Below are 22,185 nucleotides of genomic sequence, written 5' to 3'. Positions count from 1 at the left end.
AGCGAAGTGGCATGATTGAATTTAAAAAAATTATAATCCTAAAAACTTAAAAAACTCATCATCGCGAAAATCGCCTTCAAAAAGCACACCATCTTCTCTAAAAATTGCAGGCGTTGCCATAATAGCAAGTGCTTGAGCGGTTTTTTGACTTTGTGCCAGGGGGTTGTGAGTGGTTTTACAGTGGGTGTTTTTAATGGTATTAGAATTTTTCATAGCAGAATCTAATAACATTTGACGTTTTTTGTTGTCAGTCTCACACCAAATCTGTCTCATAATTTCAGGCGATTCGTCATAGACAGGATAACCAATCACAAAAACACTAATGCCTTTTTGGTTGTATTTTTTAATGTCTTTATGAAATAACCTACAATAAGGACAATGAACATCTGTTGCAATATAAACAACCGCTTTTTGGTTGTCAGCTGGATAAGCAATCAGTGATTCTTTATCTAAACTTGCCAAAACATGATTATTTTTTGACCATTCAAATTCTGAGTCAATTTCTGAAAATTCACCATTTTTAATGCTGGAAATATCACCATTAATAAAATAACGTCCATCTGCACTGATTAAAAATGGAGTTCCACCTTGTCCTGATACACCCCATAAGATGCCGTGTATATTGGTATGAAAAAACATACTGTCTGCAGTCATGTTTTTTAAGTTTTTGGTGTTGGCAAGCAGTAAATTTTTGTATTCCCCAGTGATAGGTGTACCTGCTGGTTGTTTGGTTTGTAAAGATTTTTGAATCAAAACGGCAGGACTTGGATTGTTTTCAGGATGACCTTGAATCAAATAATCCCCTTTTGGCGTGATTAATAATGGCATTGGACCGTCTTTGATTTCAACCAATAACAAATCACCAATGCCACTTGGACGAATATTTTGAATGGTTGCTTGTAAACCTGCTTGATACAATGTGTTTTGTATGTGATTTTTGGTGTCGTTACTGGTGTTTGCAAAACTTGTTATAGATAACGCAGCACTTAAAACAATGCTAAAAATAAGTTTATTCATAGTGTGTTTGATTAAAATTGTTTGATTTCATCAGTGGTTAAAAAACGGCATTCACCGATTTCAAGCCCATCCAAAGTAATATTGCCAATGCTAGCACGATGTAGTTTCGTTACTTTATTGCCAAAATAAGCCATCATGCGTTTAACCTGATGATATTTGCCCTCGGTTAAAATCAATGTGGCGTGTGTCTGGTCATGAAAACTAAGTTCGGCAGGGCGAGTTTTTTCGCGTTCGCCTTCTAATAAAATGCCTTTGCTAATTTCTTTAATTGCATAAGACTGTGCGTCAATATCCATAGGTTCAGCTAAGGTGATTTCATAATGTTTTGGCTGGTGACGTTTTGGGCTGGTTACTTTGTGTAGCCATTGCCCATCATCTGACAACAATAAAGCCCCAGTAGTATCCACATCCAATCGCCCCGCAATTCGCAGTGTATTAATTTCAGGTAGGGCAATCAGTTCAGTAACTATGGGATATTCTTTAGGTTTTAGTGTGCATTCAAAACCATCAGGCTTATATAATAGTAAATAGCGATTGCCTTCAGCAACGGATAGTTCTTCACCCGCCCATAAAACCTCATCATCAGGATGAATGTGTATGCTACCATCTTTGACGATTTGGTCGTTTACACTAATTTCGCCGCTGTGCAATACTTTTTTGGCATCTTTACGAGATAACTCAGTGGCTTTGCTTAAAAATTTATCTAATCGCATATATTATCAAATGATTCATTAAAAAGTTTGGAAAATAGGCGGTTTAGTTTATCATAGATAATTTATTTTAGCAGTTTTTATCCATTGTATGACTTACCAAACATTATCGCAGCCGTGTACCGCTGTTTATGAAATTAAAAAATCTAAATTTCTAGCATTTGCTTATCCAATCTCAGATAAAGAAGAGATTATGTTCCACGTGAAACAATTAAGACAGCTTTATCCTGATGCTCGTCATCGTTGTTTGGCTTATATCCTAGGCGACCCAAACAATACCACTCATGCAGGTTTTGATGATGATGGTGAACCAAATGGCACAGCAGGTCGCCCAATGCTGAACGTATTACAACATAAAGCCATTGGTAATGTGCTTGTTGTGGTAGTGCGTTATTTTGGAGGGATTAAATTGGGAGCAGGTGGTCTAACCCGGGCTTACGGGACGGCGGTTGGGCTTTTGGTTGATAAGATGGATTTGGTGTATTTTGTTGCTCAAACCAGCTTGTCATTATTGGCTGATTTTGCTGATGAAGCTCAGGTGCGTTATTTAGTTGCTCAAGCTCAAGGCGAGATTGTTTTGGTGGAGTATCAGCAGCAAGTGAAGTTAAAAATCAAACTTGCACAGGAAAAACGAACTAATTTCATCAATCAATTACCAATAGATACACAAATTTTAAGTGATGATGAATGAAACTGTTTTATAAAACAGGATTGCTAGATATTTAAATTAAGAGCTAGCAAAATGAAAAGCCACAAACCCAAAGGAGGAAAGGTTTGCGGCTATTCACAGGAGATTGTTTGCTACATGCCATATCCATATAGGTCAATCCATCGTAACAGCGCGCTATCCATAGTGGTTTAATCCGTAAACCGTTTTCCGTTGCTGTTGGGTATATTATGCCAAAGTTGTTCAAATCAGAAAAGTGGCAAAAAACGTCTGTGTGTGTACGATATTTCTTACAAAGAGTCGGGCGCTTTCTGATTGTTATCATTTTTTAATCGTTCAATAGCAACAACCTTAGTATAGCCTTTATCCAATTGAACTCCGCGACTGGCGCGTTTACCCTGATAATGAGTAAAAAATTCCTGAGTAATTTTGAGTGTGCGGTTTTTGGTATGAATTGCTAACATGTCGCCTGTTTTAAAACCAACAACCGCCAAGACACGATCACCATCTTGCAGGTGTATAAGTTTATTGCCCTTACCTTTGGCTAAAATAGGTAAATCATCTTTATCAAAAATCAATAAAAACCCGCCTACACTGAGTACTGCAATGAAACTATCATCAGCCATCAGCGTAGCAAATGGTAAAACTTGACTGCCATCAGCTAAGTTTACCACAACTTTTCCTGATTTTTGGGCGGTGTCTAGGTTGTGAAGATGATTGATAAAACCATAACCATTTGAGCTAGCGCAAATGATGGGTTGGGGATTTAGTTCTTTATTTAAAAAAAACAGCTGCTCAATTTTTGCCCCTGGCTGCAAGTTTAGTAAACTGGTGATAGGGTCGCCTTGACCGCGTGCTGAAGGTAAATTCAAAGTGTCTAAACCATAACTGCGTCCTGTGTTATCCACTAAAATCAGCCTATCTGTACTTTTGCCTTTGACGCTTGTCAAATAACCATCTCCTGCTTTATAACTTAATGATTCTGCCAAAACCTCATGACCTTTTGCCATGCGAATCCAGCCCGATTGTGACAAAATCACCGTAACCGCTTCAGATGGGTTAAAATCACTTACCTTTAAAGCAACCGCTTCTTCGCGCTCTACGACCGGTGATTGACGTTTGTCGCCATATGTTTTCATATCAGCGGTCAGCTCATCTATTAAAAGATTGGTTAAGCTGTCAGGATTATTTAACTGCTCAGTAATAATATCATGTTCATCTTGTAGACTGTTTTGTTCGGCAGTAAGTTCAATCTCTTGCAATTTAGCAAGTTGGCGCAGTTTAATGTCTAAAATCGCATCAGCTTGAATGTCGCTCATGCCAAAACGGGTCATTAAAATATGTTTAGGGTCGTCCTCAGTACGGATAATTTGAATCACCTCATCAATGTGTAAATACGCCATCAAAAGCCCTGCCAAAATATGCAGGCGTTTTTCAATGCGTTCTAGGCGATATTTTAGTCTTCGAGTAACAACGTTTCTTCGGCAGATTAGCCATTCTTCTAAAAGTTGTTTGAGATTTTTTACTTGCGGTTTGCCATTTAAACCAATGACATTCATATTGACCCGATAAGAGGATTCTAAATCAGTACAAGCAAACAAATGGGACATGATTTTTTGAGTGTCGTGTCGTCCTTTTTTTAATTCAATAACAATGCGACAAGCATTTTGATGGTCAGATTCGTCATTGATGTCAGTAACCCAAGGCAGTTTTTTGTCAGTCATCAACTTAGCAATCTGTTCAATGATTTTATTGCCAGAGATTTGATAGGGCAGGGCATCAATAACAATGGTATTTTTGCCTATATCTTCGGTGTGATAAACCGCGCGCATTTTATAATTACCCTTACCTGTTTGGTATATTTTTAATAAATCATCTTTACTACTGATGATTTCGGCACAAGTCGGTAGGTCGGGCGCTTGGATGATTTTGCATAGCTCGCTAATGCTGGTTTGGGGATTTTTTAAAAGTTTAATACAAGCTTTAACCACTTCATTAAGATTGTGTGGGGCGATGTCGGTTGCCATGCCCACGGCAATGCCTGTTGTACCGTTTAACAAAATGTTGGGCAGGCGCGCAGGCAGCGTAGTTGGCTCAACGAGCGAACCATCAAAATTGGGCGCAAAATCCACCGTGCCTTGATCTAGCTCGCTTAATAAAGCGTTAGCATAAGCACTCATTTTAGCTTCAGTGTAGCGCATGGCAGCAAAAGATTTTGGGTCATCGCTGCTTCCCCAGTTACCTTGTCCGCTAATCAATGGATAGCGATAACTAAAGGGCTGCGCCATTAGCACCATAGCCTCATAACAAGCACTATCGCCATGTGGGTGGTATTTACCTAAGACATCACCCACGGTGCGAGCGGATTTTTTTGGTTTGGCGGTGTGACGAAGTCCCAGTTCGCTCATGGCATAAATAATGCGTCTTTGAACGGGCTTGAGTCCATCAGCAAGGTGTGGTAGCGCTCTATCCATGATGACGTACATGGCATAATTTAAATAAGCAGCTTCGGTAAATTGAGCAATAGAACGAGTATCAATAGAAGTTGTTATGGTGTTTGTCATGGTCGTTATTATCAAAATTTAAGTGAAAAATGCACTCATTATAGCAAAAAACATGATTTTTTGATGTCTTTGCCAGTCAAATCTACTACAATAACTGATAATTTTATAAAGAAGTTTTTTTTAAGATGATTGAATGTAAAAACCTTTTGGTATTTAGAAATGGCAATGAGTTGTTTGGTGGGGTAAATCTGCAGCTGCATAAGGGGCAAAAAATTGCCTTAACTGGTTCAAATGGTGCAGGCAAATCGACCTTTTTTTCAGTAATTTTGGGCGAACATCATAGTGAGAGTGGCTCAATTCATGTGCCAGATGATTGGCAGATTGCTCATATGGCGCAAGAAGTTTTAGCGACCACACAAAGCGCTGTGGATTATGTACTGATGGGTGATAGTGAATGGTATGAATTGAATCAACAAATTCAAAATGCCAATGAGTTACCCGAAGAGATGATTGCTAAAATTTATCAACGATTTGATGAAATACACGGGTTTGCCACACCTGCTAAAGCTGCACAAATTTTGTCTGGTTTGGGTTTTTGTGAGGCGGACCATCAAAAAAGCGTTGCTAGCTTTTCAGGGGGCTGGCGGATGCGTTTAAATCTTGCTAAAACCTTGATGTGTCGTGCTGACATTTTGCTCCTTGATGAACCAACCAACCATTTGGATTTAGATGCTATTTTGTGGCTAGAAGAATGGCTTTTAAAATTTGATGGGGTAATTTTGGTTATCAGTCATGACAAAGCATTTATGGATAATTTATGTACACATATTTTGCATATTGAACAAAAAACCATGCAAATTTATACAGGTAACTACAGTCAATTTATCCAAATACGCAGTCAAAGACTCAGTCAGCAGCAGCAAGCTTTTGAAAAACAGCAAGCCACCAAAGCCCATTTAGAAGATTACATTCGCCGTTTTCGTGCAAAAGCTACCAAAGCCAAACAGGCCCAAAGTCGTATCAAGCAATTAGCTCGTATGAGTGAGCTGGCTCCTGTCATGACAGACAGTGAATTTAGTTTTGCGTTTTACCCACCAGCTTATATGGCAAGCCCTTTGATAAGCCTTGATAACGCATCCATTGGCTACAATGAACCAATTTTAACCAAAGTTAATTTGCAAATCACCCCTGATATTAGGCTTGGTATCTTGGGGGCAAATGGAGCTGGAAAATCGACCCTGATAAAATCTTTGGTGGGTGATTTGCCACTGCTGTCAGGCGTGCATAAAGTTTCTGAAACGTTAAAACTTGGTTATTTTAACCAGCATCAAATGGATGGTTTGGACAATACAGCAACGCCATTAATCTTACTTCGTAGATTGGCAGGGCAAACATCGGATGCTGATTTACGGGCATTTTTGGGTGGTTTTGACTTTAAGGGTGATAAAATCGACACACCATGTCAATTATTTTCAGGTGGTGAACGAGCAAGATTGACACTGGCATTAATTGTGTGGCAACGACCGAATGTGTTGATATTGGATGAACCAACCAACCATTTGGATTTATCCATGCAAAATGCTTTAATGTTGGCTTTGCAAGATTTTTCAGGCGCCTTGGTGCTTGTATCGCATGATAGACAGCTTATCATGTCAGTTTGTGATACACTGATTTTGGTAGCAGATGGTAAAGTATCAGAGTTTATAGGGGATATGGACGATTATGCCAATTATCTAAAACAGGCGCGTCTAAATAAAGCTAAAGAAAATGAAATTAACCTTCCAAAACTTGAGCCAACCAAAGAAGAAAAACGCAAAATCGCAGCGCAAAATCGCCAAAAAACGGCTCCTTTACGTAAACAAATTGAAAAATTAGAACAAGAACTTGGTAAAAAAGAACAGATTTTATCTAATATTGAACATACGCTCAATGACAATGCAATGTATGATGTTGCAAATAAAGATAAACTTTTGACATTACTTGATGAACAAACTTTGGTTAAAAAAAACCTTGCTGAAATTGAAGAATCGCTACTTTTGTTGATGGATGAACTAGAAGAATTAGAGCGAAGTTTTGAGTAAATTTGCATCGTTGGAGAGGATATGGCAACTAATGTACCTGATTATTATCAAATTTTAGGTGTGCCGTTTTCGGCAGATTTTGATGTGATAAAAAAAGCATATCGCTATTTGGCAAACCAACATCACCCAGATAAAAACGGTGGTCAAGAAGCTGATTTTGCTTTGATTAATGAAGCTTATCATGTGCTAAAAGACCCCATTAAACGTAAAAAATACGACAATCTTTATCAGCGACATTTTGGCGTAAAAAATTCTTATCATGCTTTTGATGCTCATGGCGTGTTAAAACATCTTGGTCGGCAATTTGGACAGTTTGTTAAAACCGCTGAGACTTTTTTTTCATCAAATATAGATAATTTGAGTAAAAAACCTCGCTTAACCATTGATTTTAATACAGCGATGATGGGCGGTGAATTGACATTTAAATTTTTAAACAAGTTCACCAAAGTTATGTTGCCTAAAGGTTTATATCCTGATGCCAAAATTAAACTGATGATACAAAATACTCCAGTCTGGTTTAGAATAGACGTAATCACGCCAAAAAACATCACATTAAATAAAAAAGACGTGCATCTAACGCATTTTTTAGATATTTGGCAAGTAGCTCTTGGCGAAAAAATTACAGTAACGTATGGTAGTCAAACATTGCAAGTTGATTTATCCGCCGTTGATACCAATCAGCCAATTTTATTTGCCAATCAAGGCATTCCAGCACTAAACGAGCAAAAAGCTGGTAATTTATACATTTATCTGGTTATCAATGCACCCAATTATCATAGATTGACGGGTGAACAAAAACAAGCATTTTTAGCCTTAAAACACAGTTTTGATTGATACGTAAAGGTTATCATGACAGTATTTTGATGATAAAAGTATTAAAAAAATGCTAAAATACAACAAACTTTTTTGGAACAATCCCATGACCAACATTACTACTGACCGCATTTTGATTTTGGATTTTGGTTCGCAATACAGTCAGCTGATTGCTCGGCGTGTGCGTGAGGCAGGTGTGTACTCTGAAATGCGCGCCTTTGATATAACTGACGAGGACATTCGTGCGTTTGCTCCCAAGGGAATTATTTTATCAGGTGGACCTGAAAGCGTTTATCAAAAAGATGCTCCATCTGCGCCTAAAGCGGTATTTGAACTTGGCGTGCCAGTCCTTGGTATTTGTTATGGATTTCAAACAATGGCTGTACAACTGGGTGGGCAAGTCAAAGCAGGTGATGTGCATGAATTTGGTTATGCCATGATTGATGTGCTGCATGAAGATAAGTTATTACACAATATCAAAGACAACCAAAATCAATCTCAAGTATGGATGAGCCATGGTGATAAGGTGGTAAGTCTGCCAGAGGGCTTTATTGCAACGTCTAGCACTGGTAATTGTCCTTACGCATCAGCCAGTGATGAGACTCGAAATTTTTACGGCGTGCAGTTTCATCCAGAAGTTACCCATTCTGCCAAAGGCGTGGAACTGATTGCTAATTTTGTTCACAAGATTTGTGGTTGTGGTCGTGCGTGGAACTCAGACAATATCATTGAGCTGCGTATTAAACAATTACAAGAACAAATTGGCGATAATCAAGTGTTGCTTGGTCTATCTGGTGGTGTGGATTCTTCGGTTGTAGCGGCTTTATTGCACAAAGCAATCGGCGATAAACTCACTTGTGTATTTGTAGATAACGGGCTGTTACGCTTAAATGAAGGCAATCAAGTGATGCAAATGTTTGCTGAAAATATGGGCATTCGGGTGATTCGTGCGGATGCTGAAAACCGCTTTTTAACTGCATTAGCGGGCGTAACCGACCCAGAAGCTAAGCGTAAAATCATTGGTCGAGAGTTTATTGAGGTTTTTAGTGAAGAAGCCCGTAAACTCAATGGTGTAAAGTTTTTAGCACAAGGCACAATTTACCCTGATGTGATTGAATCTGCTGCTAGCAAACATGGCAAAGCTCATGTCATTAAATCCCATCATAACGTTGGCGGCTTGCCAGATGATTTGGCATTTGAACTGGTTGAGCCTTTACGTGATTTGTTTAAAGATGAAGTGCGTAAATTAGGCGTGGCCCTTGGCATTCCTCATCATATGATTTACCGTCATCCATTTCCAGGACCTGGATTGGGCGTGCGTATTTTGGGTGAAGTTAAAAAAGAATACGCTGATATTTTGCGTCTTGCGGATGATATTTTTATGCAAGAACTTAGAGCTAGTGGCTGGTATGATAAAACCGCGCAAGCCTTTGCAGTATTTCAACCGATAAAATCCGTCGGGGTTGTTGGTGATGGTCGCCGTTATGCGTGGGTGATTGCTTTGCGAGCCGTGGAAACTGTGGACTTTATGACGGCGCGTTTTGCCCATTTGCCATATGAGCTGATTGATAAAATTTCAACACGCATTATGAATGAAATCAAAGAAGTATCACGTGTGGTATATGATGTATCAAGTAAACCACCAGCAACCATTGAATGGGAATAAAGAACAACGATTAACTGGTTGGGATTTGGTTTTGATAGCTTAACCAAATCCCTGCTCGTTGCCCTTTAAAATCGTAATAAGCGCCTATCTTTCCCCATGCAAAAATACGTTCGGTTTGAAATAATTGATTTAGCCACAGGTTGTACTGGCGTTGTTTGTTTAATTCCTGTTCTTTCTGCCAAGTTTCCCAGCAAAATTCTTTTTCATATTTGTGGAAAAATTTAATATCAACACCCCAAATTTTCTTTTGATAAAAACATAAATTAATTTGAAAGTTAAAATCACCAATATTTATTTTATCCAAATAGACCCATAAATAACCATTTTTAACATCATAAATATTATAATCTAATAAGCTATTGTTAATATCATCAAGTGATAGGTTCTTATGAATAATAAAATGATGATTAAGATGAATATTTCCTAAACTATCAATGATAAAATCAGGGAGATTTTGCATAATAAACTTGGTTTATATTTCTAATAAAAAATTAATTGGACCATCATTGATGGAAAAAACCTGCATATCTGCGCCAAATTCACCAGTTGCAATGTTGGGATAAATTTGTTTGGCGTAATCAATCATATCATTAAATAATAATTTAGCTTGCTTAGGATGCATGGCTGGAGCAAAATCAGGTCGGCGACCGTTTTTGGTATTTGCCATCAAAGTAAACTGTGATACCAATAATAATCCACCATGAATATCAGATAAACTTTTATCCATTTTCCCAAGTTTATCAAAATCTGTGGTATTTTCAAAGATACGATAAGTCAAGATTTTATCAATTAATTTTTTAGCTTTATCTAAGTTGTCATCATGTCCGATACCAATATAAACCAAAATACCTTTTTCAATACTGCCAATTGTTTGATTATCTACACAAACTTCAGCTTGTCTTACTCTTTGAATCAGTGCTTTCATTGTTTTCCTTGTTTTTTAAAATGAAATAACGCATAAAATCATAAATCCAATTATAAATAAACGCATAAATACTAATGGCAATTGATAAACCAATATCCATAATAAATGCGTTTGATAAAAAATATTTAACGCATAGGCAATAACAGGAGCAGTAAATAGTAGTAAACCACCTTCAAATAATAAAACATGCAATAGTCTTATTAAAACACCACGATTTAAACGTTCACCTATAAAAATTTTATCAAAAAAATAATTAAAAATTACATTCCAAACCATTGCCATTATAGACATAATAACTGATAAACCAAACGTGGTGCTGATGTGATAAGAGTCTGACAATTTAATAATAAGAACAGAAATAACAATCGCACCCAATTCAAATAATATAGCGTGAAAAATACGCTCGTTACTGGTCATTGGATGATTGGTGTTATTTAAGCTATTATTCATAATAGTTTATTTATTTTAATAAACTCATAATTGTAACATAATTTATTATTTTTATTAGCAAGAAATTTATTAAAATCATCTTGTCTTTTGAGTAAATTTCATGAATAATAGAGTTTAAAGATTTTATTTATTTTGGAGGTTTTTTATGAATATTGAAAAATATAAAACAACATTATTAAATTTAAAAAATGAATATCAATCTCGTATTGATAAAATTAGCGATCATATTTATCATCCCCAAGACGACCTAAACCATCATTGGACCGACCAAGCGGTTGCAAGCCAAGAAAATGACATGCGTAAAAATTTACTGTTTGAAGCAGAACAAAGTATGACTATGGTAAACAATGCCCTTTTACGCATCGAAAATGGCAGTTATGGCATCTGTGCTAAATGTGGTGAAGAGATTGAATCGGGGCGTTTGGATGCCATACCATATGCTTGGCTTTGTGTAAAACACGCTCAGTAATCGTGCTTAATTGGTAAGTGTAACTACCCAAACTTCCGATTGCGAACCTAAACGAAATGGCACTCCCCAAAAACCATAACCTGAGGATACAATGACGTGCATATTGCCAACTTTACCATAGCCATAAGCGATGGTATTTAGGGCTTTGACAATGAAGTTGGCAGGAAAAATTTGCCCATTGTGAGTATGTCCTGAGACTTGTAAATCAATTGGTAGTTTAGCGTTCTGGTCAATTTGGCTTGGACGATGGTCTAATAAAATAACTAAATTATCAGTATCTACCCCTAAAAGTAGCTCCTGAGTGTTTTTTCGGTTTGTGGCGTGGTCATCAAATCGACCAATAATAGTGATGGGCGTGCCATTAATTGTTGTGCTGGCAGTTTTATCATCCAATAACACTGTACCAGTTTCTTTGATAGCAGAAGCAATGGCAAATCTTTGTTGATTATTATATAAATCATGATTGCCTAGACTGGCATAAACCTGATGATTGGCAGATTTAACCACGGCTTCAAATGCGGGTTTCATGTGTTTTTCATCATAAATATAAGTGTCATCATCCATAATATCGCCAGGCATAAGCAGCATATCAACACGTTCTTGATTTAAGATATGAGCAAGTTGATATAGTTGTTTACTACCACCAAATAATTGCCCCAAATGCAAATCAGACACCATGGCAAGTTTAATTGGTTTATTGATGGGTTTATCTATTTTTAGGTTTAAGTATCGTACGGTTGGGGTATAGGCATTGTATATGCTCATTGCAATTAAACTAATAAAAATCAATACAGATACGGTTCGAATTGCATGGGGATAATTTGGGGATAACTGCAAACGCTGACTGGCAAGGCTTGTTAAAAACGTCAAACCAAATGTCATCATCACAAACCATAAAATGGCAAGCCAGCTCATTGTTAGGCGAAATTTACCAAAAAATAAACCTGCCAAAAAAAGATTGCTGATGATAAATATTGTGATAAAAAGTGTGGTTTTTGAAATGGAAAAATAAGGTTTGCTAAACCAAAAAATCCCCTTAGCCAATCCAAAAGTAAATAGCTGATAAAATAATACAATACATGTCAAAAAAAACCATTCGCATCAAACAGTTACCCCCAAAAATACCAAAGCCTGTTTGCCAATAAAATCTAAATTGAAACTTTTAGTTTTATAATCATAATTGACAAAACCAATATGCCCGCCATGTTTGGTATCTAAAAGTTCCACATCTGCTGATACGTCGCCAGATACCGCCGTTACTCCTAAAAAGGGGTCATCTTTGGCGGTGATAATGAGTGTGGGTTTTTGAATTTGGTTTAAAAAAGGTAGGGCAGATGATTTTTGATAATAGTCATTTTTTGAGCGAAAACCATGACGTGGTGCGGTAAAGGCATTATCAAAATCACTAAGGCGTTTGGCATTTTTTAAAACGCAAACTTCATCACCTGTAAGCTGATTGGCAAGGGCTTTTTTGATAATTGGGTTTAGTAGATATGGGGTGTAAATATGCCGTCCAAAAAATCGTTCCATCGCCACTGCTGCGCTGGCTAAGTCTACAGGTGCTGATACTACAACCGCTTTTTGGCAGATTGCATCAGAGTCATATTCCCCCATATATTTGGCTAGGGCATTGCCACCAAGCGAAACTCCAATAGCATAAATGCAGGAGAATTTTTCTGCTAAATGGTTTAGATAATGATGAATCTCTTTGGTATCACCTGCGTTATAAAATACCTTACCAGACACTGCAACGCCGCCACATGAGCGAAAATGAGCCACAACAAAATTCAGCCTGGCTTCATGTACAATTTTTGCCAATGTTTTAGCATAATGACTTTGACTTGAACCTTCCATGCCGTGAAATAGTACCACAACAGGCGTGATGTATTTGCCGTTTTCATCTTTTTGTTTGTTGGCAAACAAATAATCAAATGCTACATCGCTTTCTGATAACGAATCTTTAATCAATTCGCGTTCATATTTTGGATTGAATTTAACCAAGTAACGAGGAAGAATGGTTTGTAAATGGGGGTTTTTGAGCCAAATGGGCGGATTAAAATACATCATAATTGTAAATTTACTGACTTGTTAAAAAGATTAAAAAATTTGATGGATTTGCTGCAATTAAATTTTTATTAACCAAAACATACCTGACCAAGCACAACACTTGACGCTGCTCCTGTGACTTCAGGTAAATTACCCGCCTGCATTAGTATGCTTTGACGAGCTAGCCAAGAAAAAGCGCACGCTTCCACCCAGCTTGGCGAAAGCCCTTTAGCATCCGTGGTGGTTACTTGCCAATCAGGTAGCAAATTTGCTAATCTTTGTAAAAGATAAACATTATAAGCGCCACCACCACACACAAAAAGTTGATTATGTTTTTGGGTGAATTTATCAATTTCACGGCTGGCTGATAATGCTGTAAATTCACATAAAGTAGCCTGCACATCTTGGGGTGAAATATCAAAATCAATCAAAATATCATCAAGCCAAGCCAAATGAAAATCTTCTCGCCCTGTGGATTTGGGTGCGGATTTGGATAAAAACTCATGCTGCATCAATCGGTCTAATAGAGCAAAACTTACCGCACCTGATTTTGCCCAGTCACCATTTTTATCATAGGGTGTGCCAAGATGGCGGTTTGCCCAGCCATCCAGTAGCAGATTTGCAACCCCCGTATCATAACCTAAAACAGCGTCGCCCAAAACTGTGATATTAGCGATGCCGCCTAAATTTAATAAAACCTGCACGGTGTTTTGTGCGTAATCATCAGATGATTGGTTTTGCCCAAAAATGGCTTGATGAAATGCAGGTACAAGAGGAGCGCCTTGTCCGCCAACCGCCATATCGCGACGACGAAAATCGCTAACTACACTGATGCCTGTTTTTTCAGCAAGTATATTAGGATCAAGCAGCTGTAAGCTAAAACCAAACTGCGGACGATGGCGGACGGTTTGACCATGGCAACCAATGGCAATGACGTCGTTGGCAGTGATGGGCGATTTTTCCAAAAGCTCAAAAACCACTTGTGCGGCAAATTGAGCGTACAATACGCCACCATAACCCCAAAAATCCAGTTCGCTAAATCCTTGATAGTCATCATCTTGTAATTCATCAATGCCGTTAGGCATGCAAAGCATCAACAAAATTTGTCTTAACTTTGGTGGAAACGGACAGCTGTGTGTCGCGATTACAGAAATTTTATTATCTGATTTTTCATCAAATTGACAGATGACTGCATCTAAAGCATCTAGACTAGTACCGCTCATCATGCCAATATAATAGCCTTCATTATCGTGATTTAAATCAAAAAGTTCATGCAAGTCTTCTAGGTGTTGATTTTCTAACATAAAAGCTCAAATTCAATTTTAAAATTATTATTAGCATAACAAATTTAATTAAATTTTACCTAAAATTTGCCAAAAATAGGATAAAAAATATCTATATTCTTGCGGGTGTAACAAAATATTTCTTATTGGTGAGCGATTGATGAGCATATTTTCTCAAAAATTACACTTGTTCAGCATTTTGTCAAAATGCTAATTTGATGATTGCAAAGCAAAAAAGTCTTTGTTATATTATGCTTACTTTTTTAGTTGTCTCAATTTAGGAGCATTTATGAAAAAATCTCTATTAATCGCTAGCGTTATTGCTGTAGCTTCTATGCCTTTAGCTCATGCAGATTATGCGTCCGATTCAAGAGCGGCTCATGGTTCTACCAAAACTACAAAGACAGTGAATTATCATTGTCAAAATGGCAAAAACGTACGTGTAACTTACGGTTTTAATGCTCAAAAATTACCTACTTATGCTCAAGCTAACATTGATGGTAAAAACCGCTTTTTACCAATCAATCTAAATCGCAGTGATAATGTAGATACCGTGTTTGGTGATTCTAATAACTATAGCATCATGACAGACGCGATGACTTTGGCTAACCACAGAAGCAAAAGCATCAACATTCAAAGCGCATCTGGCGAGTTTGCTTTCAAAGGCTGCAGCCCAAGAAGATAATCTAATATCAAATAGTTGATATTAACATCACACCCTAAAAGCAAAAGTTTTTAGGGTGTTTTTTTGTGATGAATAAAATCAATCCTGTTTATAATGTAGATTTGTTTAAATTTTAAATAAAAATAAAAATCCCTTAATTTTATTTAAGAGATTTTTTATATTTAATTATTTGTTTGCTTTTTTGGTAGGTTTTTTAGTAAGCTGATTTTTAGCAAATCGCTCAACGAGTATAAAATCAATTTGTACTGTATCCATATTGACCGCAGCAACCTTAACTTTGACTGCATCACCAAGTGCAAAAACATCACCAACCTCACCAATTAATGTGTGTGATACTTCATCGAAACGGTAAAATTGTGGTGGTAAATTTGAAATATGAATCAGTCCATCAATAAACAATTCATCAAGTGTAACAAACACCCCAAAGCTGGTTACGCTGCTGATGGTTGCAGTGTATTCCTCACCGATATGTTTGCTCATATAATGGCATTTTAACCAAGTTTCTACCTTACGACTGGCTTCTTCAGCGCGACGCTCTGTGTTTGAGGTATGTTCGCCCGCCTCATCAAGTGTTTTATATAAAGGGGTTTTGGCTTTTATGCCTGTAACCGCGCTTTTGATTGCACGATGTAAAATCAAATCAGGATAACGGCGAATAGGCGATGTAAAATGACTGTATTCATCATAAGCCAAACCAAAGTGCCCAATGCTGGTTGGACTATAATTTGCCTGCATCATAGAACGTAGTAACATACTGTGAATGATGGCAACGTCTGGGCGATTGATGGTTTTGGCAATGGCATTTTGAAAATCTTGATGAGTGGGATTTTCTCTTGGAAAAGCAATACCAAAGTTTTTTAGATAATCAGATAATTTTGCAGTTTTTTCATCACTAGGTTTGTCGTGATTGCGATACAAAACAGGCAGTTTGTTTTTTAAAGCAAACTTAGCAGCGCAAGTATTGGCAAGCAACATACATTCTTCAATCAATTTATGAGCATCCCCTCGCGTGCGTTTTTTGATGTCTAAAATATCGCCGTCATCGCCAAAAATAATATAACTTTCGGTCGTTTCAAACGCCATTGCTCCTCGTTCTTCACGCTTTTTATCCAAGATTTGATACAATTGATACAGCGTATCTAAAGATTTGCAAACCTCAGAGTTTTTGATAAGCTCATTAGGCAGGGTTTGGTTGCTAGGGTCGTCAAAATAAGCATTAACTTGATTGTAGGTTAATCTTGCTTTTGAATGCATTACTGCAGGATAAAATTTAAATGCCGTTACATTACCAAAGCGAGACACACAAATATCAGCCACCATACATAAGCGGTCTATGTCCGGATTAAGTGAGCAAAGTCCATTGGATAACACTTCAGGCAGCATTGGGATGACTCGATGCGGAAAGTAAACGCTGGTACCACGGTCATAAGCGTCTATATCCAAATCAGAACCAGCTGTTACATAGTGGCTTACATCAGCGATTGCCACTACTACGCGGTAATTACCCCCCGCTCGTTTTTGGGCAAAAACAGCATCATCAAAATCGCGCGCATCTTCACCATCAATAGTAATTAATGGTAAGTCTCGTAAATCTGTGCGACCCACAAAATCTTTTTCATTGGGCTCTTGGTATTGGCTTGCTTGCTCCAGTGTCTTTTGACTAAATGCTGCTGGAATGGCAAAGTGGTGCAATGTGGTTTCTATAATCAGCTCTCGATCATTTAAGCTGGTAAGTAATTCAGTAATTTTTCCTGTGGCGTATTCTTGATAAGTGGGAAAATCAATTAAGGATACTTTGACGCTATCGCCAATGGCGGCGTTGATTGTCGCTACATTATCATCAGTTACAGTAATTGGTTGATGACTATTTGAGCCCGATAATTGCACAAAATAGCCCTCATCATCTTGGTCAAGTGTGCCAATAAATTCAGTATTGGCACGTTTTAATACTTGGGTTATTTTGGCTTCAGGTTTGCCTTTAAATTCTGTCGCAATTGCTTCAACAATATCGCCATCAAAAACCAATCGCAGCTGTTTTTCATGTAAAAATAAGTCAGGCATATCTGGTAAAACCACAAAACCAAAACCCTTAGCAGTACTGGCAACTGTGCCTTTATAAGTGCTAGGTAGCGGAGCAACGTTAAAATGAATGCCATCACTGCGTTCTAATTGCCCATCTCTTAACATTGCTTTTAGACGATTATTTAGGGCAAAAAAACGTTCATCGTCGTACAAAATATCAAAATGCATTGCCAAACTTTCAACCGTTGCCGCTTTAGCTTGATTGGTCATTTGGGCAACTGTTTGTAACAATAGCAGGCGTGATGGAATGGGGTTTTGGTACTTGTCTGCTTCAGTTTTGGCGTTGGGGTCATTCCAGTTTGTTGTGGTATTTTTTTTCATTCACTCATTCCTTAAAATATAGCTTTGAGGTGATGGTATCAATTTATAAATTTTAAATTAAATGATAAAGGGGTGTGATATCTGGTTTAATTTTAGGTGTTTATATGGATAAATGCATGATAATATCAGCTATCATAACATAAAAGACAGGTGCTTCATGCAAAAAATTAGCTTACTATTTTTTGACCAACAAAACCAGTTGGCTATTAATGATAATATTTGGTTTTCCATTACTCAGATTGAGCAGCAACTTTTTGAGGATACTTGGAATAAACAATCACTATTAGACAGTTTAAACCAATTTGGCACAAAAATGCTGATTGCCTTTGATGATAACTGCGTGATTGGCTATTGTATTTTTAACAGTGTTTTTGAAATCGCTGAAATTTTACGCATTGCTGTGAGCCAAAAACATCAAAAAATGGGGGTTGGTGAACAATTATTAATCAAATCTTGTCAAATTGCTAAGGATAATCAAGCTGAAAAAATGCTTTTAGAAGTGCGAATGGATAATTTACCTGCAATCAATTTATATAAAAAACTTAAATTCTATCAAATAGATATTAGAAAAAATTATTATCAATTTAGTCATCAAAAGCTAGATGCATTGATTTTTGAAAAAAATTTATTGGCGTGAATTTTGCTAGTTTGACAAAATTTGTTGGTATTATTTTTATGAATAAAAATTAACCATATTTGTTGATATAATTTTAATCATAAAAAATTATATTGTTACAATAAAAAACAATTAAAAAATAATTAGTTGATTTTCATAATAAAAATTTTAATTTTTGATTAAAATTTATCCTATTTATAATATTCTTTATTTATTGGCATACTCTTTGCAAAAAATTATTCATGTTTAATTAAATTTCACTATTTTTTCTTAACTATTAGGAAAACAAATCATGAATAAAGTTTATCGCTTAGTCTGGAACAAGGCAACCCAAACCTGGAATGCCGTGTCAGAATATGCCAAATCTCAAGGTAAATCTTCTAATGCTGTTATTATGCCGAGTTTGAAAGGTGCCTATAGAGTAATGCGTACATTCATGCGATTTGCTTATACAGCATTGATGTCAGCTTTACTTTTATTAAGTGGGCGAGCGGCAATTGCAGTAACTGGCACCACTACAAGTAGTGGTACATCTGTGACAAATGCAGGAAGTCATAACACCTGCTACTATGATACCACAACTCAAAGTGTTGTTTGTGGTGATGTGTCAACAAAAGTTCCTGGTGTTTATGGAGCTGGAACCTCTAGTGCGCCTTCAAGAATTTCTCAATCTGTAGTATTGGGTCAAGGTGCAGAAGTAGCAGATAGTTTTTCACGAGAAAGCTCTACCGATACAATCATGTACTCTCACGCTGTTGCAATTGGACAGACAGCAAAAGCTAATGGTTATCAAAGTGTTGCGGTCGGAGCTAATTCTGAAACCAGCCGCCGTTCAACAGCACTAGGTTTTGGAGCTAAAGCAGGCGGTCATAACAAAACCACAGCAGCCCCTGATGGCGAGCTTTATGGTGTAGCAATTGGTTATAAGGCAGACGCTCCACGCCATCATAGTGTTGCCATTGGTGCTGAAGCAAAAGTTAATGCAATTGCTACAACTGATACTGCACGTTCTGATGCAATTTTGCAATCTGATTCTGGAAATGGTTTGATTGATGGCGCGACATCCGCTAGTGATTCTGCTGGAGCAATGGCGTTGGGTCGAGGTACTAAAGCTAATGGGTATGCTGCTATAGCTCATGGTTTAAATGCCGAAGCTACAGCTGCTTTTTCTACAGCAATTGGTGCAAACTCTAAAGCAGATAAGATGGAAACAATTGCATTGGGTTCTCGTGCTGAAGCAACAGGACATCATGCAATTTCAATTGGTAGTAGTTTTAAACAAGATGGAGCAACCAAAGCCAGTGGAGAAAACTCCATTGCGATTGGTACAAAAGCATATACTACTAATAGAGATACCATTGCAATGGGTAGTGAAGCAATGGCAGTTGAACAAAGTGCGATTGCCATCGGTGCGAACTCTGCTGCTAAAGGCAAAAGCACTGTTGCAATAGGTTTAAATGCAAGTGCTTCTGAGGATGCTGCAACTGCGGTTGGTCATAATACTCAGGCAACGAATGCTTCTACTGCGTTGGGCGATGGTTCACAAGCCACAGGGTTGAATTCAACTGCTTTAGGTTGGAATGCCAACGCAGCAGGTCGTGCAGACGTTTATATAGGCAAACGAGCTGGCTCAGGCACAAATAACGTTGACAATTTTGATAATGTCGGTATTGGTGAGAGTGCGGTAAAAGATGCTGGCAGTGCCACCAAAGCAGTAACTAATGTTGTTGGTATTGGTACTGGTGCGGCCGAAGGCATTCAAGCCAGTCACAATATTGCTATTGGTGCTTATGCTAATGGTACTGAATCTGGCAATCCTGCCGTAACAACAGACAATAACATAGCTCTTGGACAAAGGGCTTACGCTACTGGTGGTACTGCAGGTAATGCCATCGCCATCGGTAATCGTTCAAAATCCGAGGGTAGTGCGGCTGTAGCTGTTGGTGCATTAGCTAATGCACAAGGAGCTCAAGCGGTAGCTATTGGACAAAATACAGTTGCCCAGGGTGCTGGTTCAATTGTTCTTGGTGGATCTCAAAGTGCTTCTAGTGCTGCTAAGGCTACTGGTTCACAAGGAATTGCTATTGGTCAACAAAGTGCTTCTACTGCGACTAAAGGTATTGCCATAGGGGTTGGTGCTCAGGCAAACCATGTCAATGGTGTTGCTTTAGGCTCTGATTCTGAAACCGCTGCTGCTGTTGCAACCACAGATGCCACAATCAATGGCGTAACTTACAGTGGTTTTGCAGGAACTGCTCCTACTTCAACAGTGAGTATTGGTAAGTCTGGTGGTGAGCGTACATTAACCAATGTAGCTGCCGGCCGTATTGCTGACACCAGTACAGATGCCATCAACGGCAGTCAGTTGTACTCTGTTGTAAATGGTTTGGGTTTTGATGTGAATGCCGATAATGACGCTGCTAAAATTCACAAGTTAGGTAAAGAATTGGCTATTGTTGCAGGCAATACCGCAGAAGCTACGTCCACCAGCAATCTGAAAACCGAAGTTACCCAAGATGCTGCAACAGGCAAAACGACTGTTACGGTTAGCATGAAAGAGGCTCCGAACTTTACCAGTGTAACCACTACTGATGCGGCGGGTAACAAAACTGTTACGAGCGGCAGCGGCGTGACCATCACTCCGGCAGCAGGTAATCCTGTCAGCCTGACCACAGGCGGATTGAACAACGGCGGCAACAAGATTACCAATGTTGCTGCGGGTACGGACGGTACAGATGCGGTTAATGTAGACCAGCTCAAAGCAGCTAAAGCTGCAGCCACCACTAAAGTAAAAGCAGGTAACGGTATCAGTGTTAACGGTACGCAGAATGCGGACGGCAGCACTACCTACACAGTGGCAGCAGATACTACTCCATTGACAGTAGCTAACGGTAAAGTAACCCCGCTGGCTGCTGCTGACGCCAACAAACTGGCGACAGCAGGTGACATTGCTAATGCCATCAACAACAGCGGCTTCCAAGCCACAGCGGGCGGTAATTTGGCCAGCGGCAGCAACGCTACACCTACTACCGTTAAACCTGGTCAGAAAGTAACCTTTGCAGCCGGTAACGGATTGACTGTAAAACAAGATATAGACAATGCCAGCGGCAACCAAACGTACACCTATGCATTAGATGCCCAATCTGTGGTGCAAGATGCCCAGCTTCCTGTTGTGTACACCAAAGCAGACGGCAGCAAAGTGTACAAACAGCCGGACGGCAAATTCTATGACGCACCGACAGGCGGTAACGAAGTTGCAGCCGGTGACGTAATTGCCAGCATGCAGGATGCGGCAGGTTCCACTACTGCGCCGACCACTTTGGCTAACGTGAAGAGCAATCTGGCAGATGCAGGCAATGCCGTAACCAACCCGGCCGGCAACAGCCGCGCTGATTTGGCAGGCAAAGGCAACAATGCCGCTACCGTGAATGACGTATTGAATTCCGGCTTTACCGTACAAGGTAACGGTCAGAACAAAGACTTCGTTACCCACGGCGACACCATTAACTTTGCCAACGGTCAAGGTACTGTAGCCAACGTAACGAGCACCAATGGTGTGACTACCGTTAAGTTTGATACCCCGATGACCTATGCCGATGCATCAGGCAACCCCACCAGCACCCCGAGCAACAAGGTGAACCTAGTAGGCAGTACGGCGGGTAGCCCGGTTACTTTGGGTAACGTGGCTGACGGTACTGTTGCTACAGGCAGCAAAGAAGCGGTGAATGGCGGTCAGTTGCATGCTACGAACCAGAACGTTGCCAATAATGCGGCCAACATCGCCAAAGGCATCAATTTTGGCGGTACTACCGGTAGCAACAACTACCAGCTGGGCGATACCATCAACGTA

17 protein-coding genes and 1 pseudogene are annotated in these 22,185 nt (G+C 38.7%); 8 read left to right on the top strand and 10 right to left on the bottom strand.

Translation table 11 applies throughout. The features are described 5' to 3' along the window. Positions 1–30: 30 nt before the first annotated feature. Both ACZBKJ_RS08080 and ACZBKJ_RS08075 read right to left on the bottom strand, forming a co-directional pair. Entirely contained in the window at positions 31–1,017 is a 987-nt protein-coding gene (locus ACZBKJ_RS08080) for a thioredoxin fold domain-containing protein (RefSeq protein WP_463200514.1), read from the bottom strand. 11 nt (positions 1,018–1,028) lie between these two features. After that, positions 1,029–1,730, bottom strand: coding sequence for a pseudouridine synthase (locus ACZBKJ_RS08075; protein ID WP_463200513.1), 702 nt, complete (start codon positions 1,728–1,730; stop codon positions 1,029–1,031). 88 nt (positions 1,731–1,818) lie between these two features. Here ACZBKJ_RS08075 and ACZBKJ_RS08070 point away from each other — a divergent pair, with 88 nt between their 5' ends. Next, positions 1,819–2,418, top strand: coding sequence for a YigZ family protein (locus tag ACZBKJ_RS08070; protein ID WP_463200512.1), 600 nt, complete (start codon positions 1,819–1,821; stop codon positions 2,416–2,418). Positions 2,419–2,684: 266 nt separating this feature from the next. Here the strand turns inward: ACZBKJ_RS08070 and parC are convergent, their stop codons facing one another. Next, complete coding sequence (gene parC, locus ACZBKJ_RS08065) at positions 2,685–4,958, bottom strand: DNA topoisomerase IV subunit A (protein WP_463200511.1); 2,274 nt, start codon at positions 4,956–4,958, stop codon at positions 2,685–2,687. Positions 4,959–5,083: 125 nt separating this feature from the next. Between parC and ACZBKJ_RS08060 the strand changes: the two genes are divergently transcribed. From ACZBKJ_RS08060 to guaA, 3 genes are all read left to right on the top strand, one after another. Beyond that, entirely contained in the window at positions 5,084–6,979 is a 1,896-nt protein-coding gene (locus ACZBKJ_RS08060; protein WP_463200510.1) for an ABC-F family ATP-binding cassette domain-containing protein, read from the top strand. Positions 6,980–7,000: 21 nt separating this feature from the next. Then, positions 7,001–7,813 carry a J domain-containing protein gene (locus ACZBKJ_RS08055; RefSeq protein ID WP_463200508.1) on the top strand — a complete coding sequence of 271 codons (813 nt, stop codon included), beginning with the start codon at positions 7,001–7,003 and terminating at the stop codon, positions 7,811–7,813. A gap of 85 nt (positions 7,814–7,898) precedes the next feature. Beyond that, positions 7,899–9,458 (top strand): glutamine-hydrolyzing GMP synthase, encoded by a 1,560-nt coding sequence (gene guaA, locus ACZBKJ_RS08050; protein WP_463200506.1) that lies wholly within the window; start codon positions 7,899–7,901, stop codon positions 9,456–9,458. Between the two features lie 10 nt (positions 9,459–9,468). Here guaA and ACZBKJ_RS08045 read toward each other — a convergent pair whose 3' ends face one another. The 3 genes and pseudogenes from ACZBKJ_RS08045 to ACZBKJ_RS08035 form a co-directional block, all read right to left on the bottom strand. After that, the gene (locus ACZBKJ_RS08045) at positions 9,469–9,918 is read right to left on the bottom strand and encodes a hypothetical protein (protein WP_463200505.1); all 450 of its coding nucleotides are present in this window, start codon (positions 9,916–9,918) and stop codon (positions 9,469–9,471) included. 12 nt (positions 9,919–9,930) lie between these two features. Beyond that, on the bottom strand, positions 9,931–10,383 hold the full coding sequence (dtd, locus tag ACZBKJ_RS08040; RefSeq protein WP_463200504.1) for a D-aminoacyl-tRNA deacylase: 453 nt from the start codon (positions 10,381–10,383) through the stop codon (positions 9,931–9,933). Then, positions 10,349–10,800: pseudogene (locus ACZBKJ_RS08035) on the bottom strand (PACE efflux transporter). Before ACZBKJ_RS08035 ends, dtd begins: the two are co-directional and overlap by 35 nt. A 178-nt stretch (positions 10,801–10,978) precedes the next feature. Here ACZBKJ_RS08035 and ACZBKJ_RS08030 point away from each other — a divergent pair. Next, positions 10,979–11,302, top strand: coding sequence for a TraR/DksA family transcriptional regulator (locus ACZBKJ_RS08030; protein WP_463200503.1), 324 nt, complete (start codon positions 10,979–10,981; stop codon positions 11,300–11,302). A 6-nt stretch (positions 11,303–11,308) separates the two neighbouring features. On the opposite strand, the gene ACZBKJ_RS08025 is transcribed toward ACZBKJ_RS08030, so the two are convergent. The 3 genes from ACZBKJ_RS08025 to ACZBKJ_RS08015 form a co-directional block, all read right to left on the bottom strand. Next, positions 11,309–12,217, bottom strand: a complete 909-nt coding sequence (locus ACZBKJ_RS08025) for a metallophosphoesterase (protein WP_463200502.1) — start codon at positions 12,215–12,217, stop codon at positions 11,309–11,311. 186 nt (positions 12,218–12,403) lie between these two features. Then, complete coding sequence (locus ACZBKJ_RS08020) at positions 12,404–13,369, bottom strand: YheT family hydrolase (protein ID WP_463200501.1); 966 nt, start codon at positions 13,367–13,369, stop codon at positions 12,404–12,406. A gap of 68 nt (positions 13,370–13,437) precedes the next feature. Continuing rightward, positions 13,438–14,652, bottom strand: a complete 1,215-nt coding sequence (locus tag ACZBKJ_RS08015) for an anhydro-N-acetylmuramic acid kinase (RefSeq protein ID WP_463200499.1) — start codon at positions 14,650–14,652, stop codon at positions 13,438–13,440. 268 nt (positions 14,653–14,920) lie between these two features. Between ACZBKJ_RS08015 and ACZBKJ_RS08010 the strand changes: the two genes are divergently transcribed. Further along, positions 14,921–15,316, top strand: coding sequence for an ACP-like domain-containing protein (locus ACZBKJ_RS08010; protein WP_463200498.1), 396 nt, complete (start codon positions 14,921–14,923; stop codon positions 15,314–15,316). Between the two features lie 165 nt (positions 15,317–15,481). Here ACZBKJ_RS08010 and rnr read toward each other — a convergent pair whose 3' ends face one another. Continuing rightward, positions 15,482–17,719: a ribonuclease R gene (rnr, locus tag ACZBKJ_RS08005; RefSeq protein WP_463200497.1), complete on the bottom strand. Its 2,238-nt coding sequence runs from the start codon at positions 17,717–17,719 to the stop codon at positions 15,482–15,484. Positions 17,720–17,876: 157 nt separating this feature from the next. Here rnr and rimI point away from each other — a divergent pair, with 157 nt between their 5' ends. Both rimI and ACZBKJ_RS07995 read left to right on the top strand, forming a co-directional pair. Beyond that, entirely contained in the window at positions 17,877–18,356 is a 480-nt protein-coding gene (gene rimI, locus ACZBKJ_RS08000) for a ribosomal protein S18-alanine N-acetyltransferase (protein WP_463200495.1), read from the top strand. A gap of 271 nt (positions 18,357–18,627) precedes the next feature. After that, the coding region (locus ACZBKJ_RS07995; RefSeq protein WP_463200494.1) for an ESPR-type extended signal peptide-containing protein at positions 18,628–22,185 on the top strand (3,558 nt) is incomplete at its 3' end.

This window comes from Moraxella sp. I5G, from assembly GCF_055193055.1.
This window is presented reverse-complemented; position numbering and strand designations above follow the sequence as displayed.